Source organism: Pseudorhodoplanes sp. (assembly GCF_035565855.1).
In the GTDB taxonomy this organism is placed as follows: Bacteria; Pseudomonadota; Alphaproteobacteria; order Rhizobiales; family Xanthobacteraceae; genus Pseudorhodoplanes.
Genome location: NZ_DATMRX010000249.1, coordinates 1 through 8,510, shown reverse-complemented (window position 1 = coordinate 8,510; position 8,510 = coordinate 1). Strand labels below are relative to the sequence as shown.

Below are 8,510 nucleotides of genomic sequence, written 5' to 3'. Positions count from 1 at the left end.
GCGAATTCCGCGCCGTGCCGGTCTATGGCAGCGGCGGCTTCAACACCGTGCAGCCGCCGGAAGCAGCGGCGGAGATCGCCGCAGAACAGGCCGCGCGCGGCCTCACCGCGGTCAAGCCGCGCGTCAAGGGCGCGGCGTCGGACGCCGCCGTCATCGAAGCCGTGCGCAGAGCACTGCCCGCGCATGTGCAGATCATGACCGACGCCAACGAGAAATGCGACCTGCCGCAGGCGCTGCGGCTGATGGCGCTGGCGCGCGATCTTGGTGTCCTGTTTGTTGAAGAACCGCTGCCGGCGCAGGCCCTTGAAGGCTATCGCAGGCTAGTGACATCGGGTGGCGCAGCCATCGCGACCGGCGAACATCTGCAGGCCAGAGCAAGCTTTTTGCCGTTCATTTCTGAGAAGATCGCGAGCGTGGTTCAGCCTGATCTGGCCATGGTCGGCGGTCTTACGCCTGTTCTGGAGATCGCGACGCTGGCCGAAAGCTTCGACGCGATCGTGTCGCCGCATTTCCTGCCGGGCATGTTCGCCCATGTCGCGGCGGCAGCGCCCGCTTTGCGCTGGCTGGAAGAATTCCCGCTGCTCGAACCGGTCTTCGAGGGCTGGCCCGGCCTCTCCGCCGACGGGACGATGATCGCCTCCGCGGCAGCGGGCCATGGCCTGCGGCTCGCCGAGCGATTCCGGACCGGGGTTGAGTGGGCGTCGTAATCAGCTGCCGAGATACTTCAACGCCGCCGCCGAAAGGACGATAAGTATGGCGAGCGCGGCCAGGGAGACGGCGGGACCGTGGTCAACACTACGTTGATACTTCATGATTCCAACACCGGGCTACACGCAGGCCCGTCGGCTGAAGACTCCAGCCTCCGCGACCACATTCCGAATCCATGTTTTCGTGCGGGGCGGTATGGATCAACCGCCCGCCGGCCCCTTGGGGCCGCTCTCCACACCTAAATTTTCGTGTTCGACAGACCGAAATAGCCAACCCTGATGTCACGGAGGATGCCGTGAGCGCGATGCAGGTTCGTCCGATGCGGCCGGAGGAGATCGCGATTGCGATCGATTGGGCCGGCACCGAGGGATGGAATCCCGGTCTGAGCGATGCGTCCTGTTTCGCGACGACCGATCCGGACGGGTTTCTGATCGGCGAAATCGAAGGCGAGCCGGTCGCCACCATCTCCTGCGTCAATTACGATCCGCGCTTCTCCTTCCTCGGCTTCTATATCGTGCGAAGCGCGTGGCGCGGCCGCGGTTACGGCTTGCAGATCTGGAACGCCGCGATCGCTCATGCCGGCGGCCGGACCATCGGTCTCGATGGCGTCGTCGCCCAGCAAAGCAATTACGAAAAATCCGGCTTCGTTCACGCCTATGCCAATGTTCGCTACGGCGGCACGGTCGCCGCAGCGAGCGCCCCGCATGCCGATGTAATCGACCTCGCCGACGTCGCGCAGGCGGCGATCGAGGATAGCGACGCCACGGTTTTTCCGGCGCCGCGCGCCGCTTTCCTGCGCGCATGGGTCACGGCGCCCGGGCATATCGGGCGCGCCCTGTTGCGCGATGGTGCGCTCGCCGCCTGGGGCGTCATTCGCCCGTGCCGCACGGGCTACAAGATCGGACCTCTCATTGCCGACGATCGAAGTGCGGCCGAATGCGTGTTGTCTGCGCTGATCGATGCAACCGGCGGCGGCGAAATCTTCCTCGATGTCCCCGCGATCAACGCCGACGCCGTGGCGCTCGCGACCGGTCTCGGGCTGACGCCGGTGTTCGAAACCGCCCGGATGTACACCGCGCCGATCCGGCCGCTGCGGCTCGATCGCGTTTTCGGTGTCACGACATTCGAACTGGGGTAGTCCCATCGCCTCGCCATGTCTGTCATGCCCCGCGAAGGCGAGGCATCCAGTGCCCTCTCGGAGCGTTTGTATTTACTGGATCGCCCGCTGGAGCCTGTCATCGGGCCGCGCTTTGCGCGGACCCGTTGGCGGGCGATGACAGCAGGAGAGCGACTACGACCGAAGCCTTCACGCGCCTGACGCGGTCGGCTATCAGATCGCCCGATATGGATCGCCGGGGCAATTGCTGATGATTCTTCTCTCGAACGGTGGCACGAACATTCAACGGGCCGCCGGACCCTCCGACACCATTGCCGTGGGAACGGTGGATGGCGTTGCGATACTCGCGCGCAGCGACAAGAGCTGGACCGTCGCGCATCGCGCTCTGCCCGGCGTCTTCGTCAGTGCGGTGACCGCGCTCGATGACGGCACCTTGTTTGCCGCCACACGCGGCATCGGCATGGCGCGCAGCGACGATGGCGGCCGCACCTGGACCTGGGTCAATAACGGCCTTGCGCATTATGAATTCTGGTCGGCGCGGGCCGGCAAGCTGCAAGGTCGCGATGTCGTTTTAGCGGGAGCGCTGCCGGCGCATCTCTATGTCAGCGAAGACAAGGGCCAGACGTGGCGCGAGTTGCCCGCGTTGCGTGCGGTTGACAGCGTCGCGAACTGGACATTCCCGCCGCCGCCGCGCGTCGGCCATATCAAGGACATCGTGCTCGACGGCGACCGCCTGCTGGTCGGCATCGAGATCGGCGCGCTGTTGTCCTCCACGGATTTCGGCCAGAGCTTCCGCGATCTGAAGGTCGATCCCGATCCGCAGGAATGCGACATTCACCGCATCCTGGTTCATCCCGCGCGGCCGGATCGCCTCATCGTCGCCAACGGTATCGTCGGCATGATGAAGAGCGAGGATGGCGGCAAGACCTGGCAGCGGATGCAGATGCCGCCGGATGCCGATTATCCCGATGCCATCGTGATCCTTCCCGATAATCCGGACACGCTCTTCATGTCGGCGGGAGTCGGCTGGCCCCTGCATTGGTACCAACATGGCCGCGCACGCGGCAAAATCTTCCGCAGCACGGACGCGGGCGCAAGCTGGCAACGCCTGCTCGGCGGTCTACCCAACGGTCAGCGCGCCTTGTTCTCCGCTTTGACTGTCGAAACCTGGGACGGTGGATATTCGCTTTATGCGGCGGATACCGACGGGCAGGTGTTCGAGAGTCTGGATGGCGGCGACAGCTGGACCATCATCGCCGATGTTGCGCCGGTTTCGAAGGGCGAGTTCTACAAGGGGCTGGTCCGCGATCGCGTCAAGCTCGCAGGCGTCGACGACATCGTCGCGAATGCGAAGGCGAGCCAGCGCTGGGAAGAGGCCGGCAAGAAGCTGTAGCGCGCGCCTCTCGACACGCTTCGACACGCTGAATGGCTTTGCCACGCGGCGGACTGCAAGGAAGCGCGCGACGCTGGTCAGTAAAACGCGCCCGGCGTCACGTCCTTCCAATGCACAAGCGACAGCGCCGAGACAACAAAGATCGCGTAAATCACGCCGATCAACATGGGAAACTTGAATTCGCTCTTGAACATCGGCGTCTCCCGCATCTGGCCAATCGAAAAGGCCTTGCCTCCTTCGCATCGAAATGCCGAGAGGGCGACACCGGTTCCATCGATCACGCGCTTGTCGTTCTGCCCGCAGGAACCGGCGGATGAGTCCATTGTTGATGACCCATGGGACAGGTCATTGCATTCGACGACGCACGAAGAAACTGCCTACGGCTCAAACTGCTCGCCTATGCGCGCGATGAACAGCCGGTCATGGTCGAGACCACGACCGGGCTCCATCCCTGCATGCGCATTGTGTGCCACGACACCCATGTCGAGTTGATCGACGATCGTAACGAAAAGGAGTTCTTCCCCTACCGTTACGTCCTCAGTGTCTGCCCGCGCCTGCCGCTGGCGCTGATCGCTGAAAAGGCGCGATACCAAATTCAGGAAAGCAAGGACGATCGGCGGATCGTGCCGTTCGCGCCGCCTACACGGGCGCGCCGCAGATCCGGCTCCGGGCTTACGCAATAAAAGCCGCACTAAAAGACAGCGCAATCGAAGATAGAGCAAATGCAAAACGACGCCGGAACGCTCCGGCGTCGTTGCGTTTCGTCCGAACGCTCTGGGATCAGGCCGCTTCGGCGATCTGGTTGAGCGAGGCTTCGGCCAGCTTGGTCAGCGCCTTGTCGGTGTTCTTTTCTTCCGCCAGCGTTTCTTCCAGAAGCGCCGCCGCATCGGTCATGCCGAGCTGGTTTGCCCAGGCGATCAGCGTGCCGTAGCGCGAGATCTCGTAATGCTCGACGGCCTGCGCGCCGGCCAGAAGCCCGGCATCGAGAGCTTCGTGTCCCTTGAAATCCTTCATCACCTCCTGGCCCTCTTCCACGAGGCCAAGGATCGCGGGGCAGGTCTTGCCGCGCGCCGGCTTGTCCATCATCTCGAAAACCTGCTCAAGCCGCTCGACCTGACCCTGGGTCTCGGCCTCGTGCTTTTCGAATGCAGCACGCAACTCGTCGGAGTTCGCCGCCTTGGCCATCTTCGGCAGGGCTACGAGGATTTTCTTTTCGGCGAAGTAGATGTCCTTCAGGGTCTCAAGGAACAGGTCCTCCAGCGTCTTCTGTTTGGCAGCCATTCTCGAACTCCGGCTCATGGGTGGGATGCTGGCGCGAACGCGCCGTTGGCCCGAAAGTTCCGGCCGCGAGTGCAATATCGCGGTTCCACAACTCTCGCCTCCAATCCGCTCGGAAATAATGGTCGCCTCCTATCGAGGACTCTTTGGCATCCGCGACGTTCCGTCATTGGAACCACCGTCCCGGCACATGCTTATTTGCCCACACACAACGCCTTCGACATTCTAAGCTGCGGCGTTCGGATGGGGTTGGGATCGGCGGAGGGCGAGAATGTTCAACGGGGTGAAACGCCGGTCCGGCGTTAAGACCCAGACATTCTTCCTGCGTTCATTATTCATCATCCTCGCCGCCCTGCTCCCGGTCTTGCTCGCCTTTGCAGTGCTGGGGCACCTGTACAGTCAGGCCGAGCGGCATCTGCTGGAAGAGCGCCGGCACAGCATGGCGGCCACCGCCGCCCTCACCGTCGATCGCCATCTCGCGGAGCGGATCAAAGCCCTTGAATCGCTCGCCATCGCTTATCGCCAAAATCCCGGTGACAATTCGGGATTTCAGCAGATGGCTCGCGCGGTCGCGGCGAAGCTCGGCGAAACCATCTTTCTGGTCGACCGATCCGGCAATGTTATCCTCTCGACGAATCCGTCGCAGGCCGCGCCGTCGCTGCCTCGCGTGCTCGCTTCGATTCAACCGGGGCTCCAGCACAACGCGCCTCATGTGTCCGACGTCACCACCGACGCAAGTCCGGGGACTGTTGCCGTCGTCAGTGTTCCGGTCGCCGCCGATGGAGCCGCGGACCACGTGCTGGTCGCATCGGTCTCGTCCGAACTCCTCAATACGGCCCTGAACGACGTCGGCCTGCAGAGCGGGTGGCTTGCCGCACTCATCGACCGCAAGGGTGTGTTCATCGCCCGCACCTCGAGCGGTCCGGACTATGTCGGCCGGACGGCGCGGCCGGAGCTGATTGCCGTGGCGAACGGCAAGGAAGCGGCCGGCACATTTTCCAACGTCACGCATGAGGGCGTGCCGGTGGAAAGTTCATTCCGCAAATCGGCGCTGTCCGGATGGACGGTCGTCGTCGCGGTACCGACAGCGATCCTCGAGCGATCCCTGCATCGCACCCGTTGGGTGATCGTGGCGCTTTTTGTCGTGGCACTCCTGACCGCACTCGCGTTCGCGGCGCTGGCCGGCAAAAGTGTGGTTTCGGCAACGCACGCGCTGCAAGACGGCGCGTTGACGCTCGGCCGTGGCGAAAAGGTGCAATGGACACCGCGCGGCATCGTCGAATTCGACGATGTCGGCAAGGCGCTGACCGATGCGCAGGAAATGCTGCGGCAGCGCGACGACGCGAGGGCGGAGTTGCACCGAACCGCACGGCTGCTCGAATCCATCACCCATCTCACGCCCGATCTCGTCTACGTCAAAGACAGGCAAAGCCGGACCCTGCTGACCAATCCGGCGACGTTGCGGCTCTACGGCAAGGAGATGGCCGACGTGCGCGGCAAGCGCGCGATCGAATGGCATCCGCAGGTCGACGAGGTCGAACGCATCGTCGCCAATGACCGGCTGGTGATGGAACGCGGCGAGTCGATGCAGTTCGAGGAGCCATTCACGGGCGTTGACGGGCGGCGCGTCTTCGTGTCCACCAAGACTCCGTGGCGCAACGAGGCCGGAGAAATCATCGGCATCGTCGGCGTGTCGACCGACATTACCGACCGGGAACAGCGGACGCAGCACATGGAATTCGTGATGCGCGAATTATCGCATCGCTCGAAAAACCTGCTGACGATCATTCAGTCCGTGGCGCGTCAGACCGCCAAACAATCGTCGACTTTCGAGGAATTCCACCATGCATTCGACAGCCGCGTGCAGGCGCTGGCGGCGTTGCACGATCTGCTGGTCAGCCACAACTGGGAAGGCGCCGGGCTCGAGGAGATCATCCGGTCGCAATTGCGCGCCTTCGCCCGCTCGGAACGCGTCACCGTGTCGGGACCCGAGATCGTGCTGCGTCCCGATATCGCTCAGGTCTTTGCCATGGCGTTCCACGAACTGGCGACCAATGCCATCAAATACGGCGCGCTGTCGGAATCCGGCAATGTCGATATTCGATGGGACATCCGCGACGGTGTCTTCGAATTGCATTGGCTGGAGCGGGGCGGGCCCAAAGTCGAGCCGCCGCTCCGCGAAGGCTTCGGCTCGATCGTGCTCAAGCGCGTGGCGTCAAATATCCCGCACGCCAGGATTTCCTACGACTTCGGCTCGGACGGCGTGCGCTGGACGCTGACGGCTCCTGTCGAATCCCTCACCGACATCGCTGATCGTCCGGCGGCTTAGCGCATTGGGCAAAGCGCCTGGTGCCAACCAAGGAACTTTTTCGGTTGTTGCGCGTCTGGCTGGGATATCCACCAGGGAGATTCCACCATGGGCCTCTTCACCAAAGACATAAAGACGATGGAAGACATGTTCCTGCACGGACTGCAGGACATTTATTATGCCGAAAAGCAGATCACCAAGGCATTGCCGAAGATGATCGAGCAGGCCACGAACCGCGACCTGTCGGCCGGATTGCGGGCGCATCTGGAGGAGACAGAAAAGCAGATCGAGCGGCTCGAGAAAGTCTTCGAAAAGCTCGGCAAAACCCCGAAGGGCGTGGATTGTCCGGCGATCGACGGATTGATCAAGGAAGCCGATCAAACCGCCGCAGAGGTCGACGACAAATCGGTCCTTGACGCGGCCATTGTCGGCAACGCCCAGGCTGTCGAGCATTATGAAATCGCGCGCTACGGCACGCTGATCGCCTGGGCTGAGGAGCTCGGCCATGACGATGTGGTTCGCTTCCTCACGACCAATCTCAATGAAGAGAAGGCGACGAACACCAAGCTGAACACAATCGCGCTCCGCAAGGGCGTGAACAAGAAGGCGGTTGCGTAAACGCGCCTTAACTCCGTTCAGGGTGTGGCCACGATCTGGCGCCGGTTGTCACAAATTGTGGCAACCGGCGAAACTTTTCCGGAGCTGTCAGCGTTTTCGCACGCCGTCGGAGGAGATCCATCATGCACAGCATCATCTACATCATCGGCCTGATCGTCGTGGTCATGGCCGTGCTCAGCTTTTTCGGTCTGCGATAAGGAATGCCGTCATGACTGACACCACAACCGTCGTTGCGATGCCCAGTGACCGCTCGTCAAATTTTGACTGGGGCGCCATCATCGGTGGGGCGCTGGTAGCAACCGCGCTGTCCTTCGTGATGTATGCCTTCGGCTCCGCCGCGGGCGTTGCGTCCGTGTCGCCCTACAGCTGGAACAATCCGTCCGGGATGACCCTGACGATTGTCGGGGCCGCGTACATCTCCGTGGTCATGATCGGTTCGTTCCTGGTCGGCGGGTATTTTGCCGGGCGTTACCGCCGTCCAACCGGCAGCGCGGCTTCGCTGGAGGAACGCCAGTCGCGCGATGGGGCGCATGGCCTTCTGATGTGGGCGCTCGCGCTCCTGATCGGCGTTGTCATCGCCTATTGGGCCGCGACCAGCGCCATTTCCGGTGCCGCAAGCGCGGCCGGCGGCGCAGCGGCTGCCGCCGCGCGCACGGATGGCGTCAGCGTTGCGATCGATCGGATGCTGCGAGACGGGGGCCCAGCCGAGTCCACCGCGCAGGATTTCCATAGGGACACGCGCGCTGAAGTCGCACGCATCCTTTCAACAAATGCGCTCACCCGTGGCGAGATCAGCAACGAGGATCGCGATTACGTCGCAAGACTGGTCGCAGCCGAAGCCCGGATCCCGCAGGACGAAGCGCGCAAGCGCGTCGATGCCACCATCGAACGCGCGAAGGAGGCGGCCAACACCGCGCGCAAGGCCGCAGCCGGCATCGCTTTCCTGATCGGCGCGCTTTCGATCCTGTCGGCGGGTGCGGCCTATTGGGCCGCCATGGCCGGCGGTCGCGAGCGTGACAGCGACGTGTGGCGCTGAGCGGGCCACAGTCAGGTCTATGATGAGCTGTCGTCGCCATGCTGCCGATAGG

Annotated in this window: 8 protein-coding genes; 7 read left to right on the top strand and 1 reads right to left on the bottom strand. The window is 63.1% G+C overall.

Features of this window, described 5'->3' with window-relative positions; genetic code table 11:
* From VN004_RS14025 to VN004_RS14010, 4 genes are all read left to right on the top strand, one after another.
* On the top strand, positions 1-707 hold a 707-nt coding region (locus VN004_RS14025), incomplete at its 5' end, for an enolase C-terminal domain-like protein (RefSeq protein ID WP_325611114.1).
* Positions 708-1,003: 296 nt separating this feature from the next.
* The gene (locus tag VN004_RS14020) at positions 1,004-1,846 is read left to right on the top strand and encodes a GNAT family N-acetyltransferase (RefSeq protein WP_325611112.1); all 843 of its coding nucleotides are present in this window, start codon (positions 1,004-1,006) and stop codon (positions 1,844-1,846) included.
* A gap of 229 nt (positions 1,847-2,075) precedes the next feature.
* On the top strand, positions 2,076-3,218 hold the full coding sequence (locus tag VN004_RS14015) for a WD40/YVTN/BNR-like repeat-containing protein (protein WP_325611110.1): 1,143 nt from the start codon (positions 2,076-2,078) through the stop codon (positions 3,216-3,218).
* Positions 3,219-3,553: 335 nt separating this feature from the next.
* The gene (locus VN004_RS14010; protein ID WP_325611108.1) at positions 3,554-3,901 is read left to right on the top strand and encodes a hypothetical protein; all 348 of its coding nucleotides are present in this window, start codon (positions 3,554-3,556) and stop codon (positions 3,899-3,901) included.
* Positions 3,902-3,998: 97 nt separating this feature from the next.
* Here the strand turns inward: VN004_RS14010 and VN004_RS14005 are convergent, their stop codons facing one another.
* Positions 3,999-4,499: a ferritin-like domain-containing protein gene (locus tag VN004_RS14005; RefSeq protein ID WP_325611106.1), complete on the bottom strand. Its 501-nt coding sequence runs from the start codon at positions 4,497-4,499 to the stop codon at positions 3,999-4,001.
* 268 nt (positions 4,500-4,767) lie between these two features.
* On the opposite strand from VN004_RS14005, the gene VN004_RS14000 reads away from it, so the two are divergent.
* The 3 genes from VN004_RS14000 to VN004_RS13990 all read left to right on the top strand — a co-directional run bounded on the left by VN004_RS14000 (position 4,768) and on the right by VN004_RS13990 (position 8,458).
* Positions 4,768-6,825, top strand: coding sequence for a sensor histidine kinase (locus tag VN004_RS14000; protein WP_325611103.1), 2,058 nt, complete (start codon positions 4,768-4,770; stop codon positions 6,823-6,825).
* 87 nt (positions 6,826-6,912) lie between these two features.
* Entirely contained in the window at positions 6,913-7,422 is a 510-nt protein-coding gene (locus VN004_RS13995; protein ID WP_325611099.1) for a ferritin-like domain-containing protein, read from the top strand.
* Between the two features lie 208 nt (positions 7,423-7,630).
* The gene (locus tag VN004_RS13990; protein WP_325611095.1) at positions 7,631-8,458 is read left to right on the top strand and encodes a hypothetical protein; all 828 of its coding nucleotides are present in this window, start codon (positions 7,631-7,633) and stop codon (positions 8,456-8,458) included.
* Positions 8,459-8,510 lie beyond the last annotated feature (52 nt).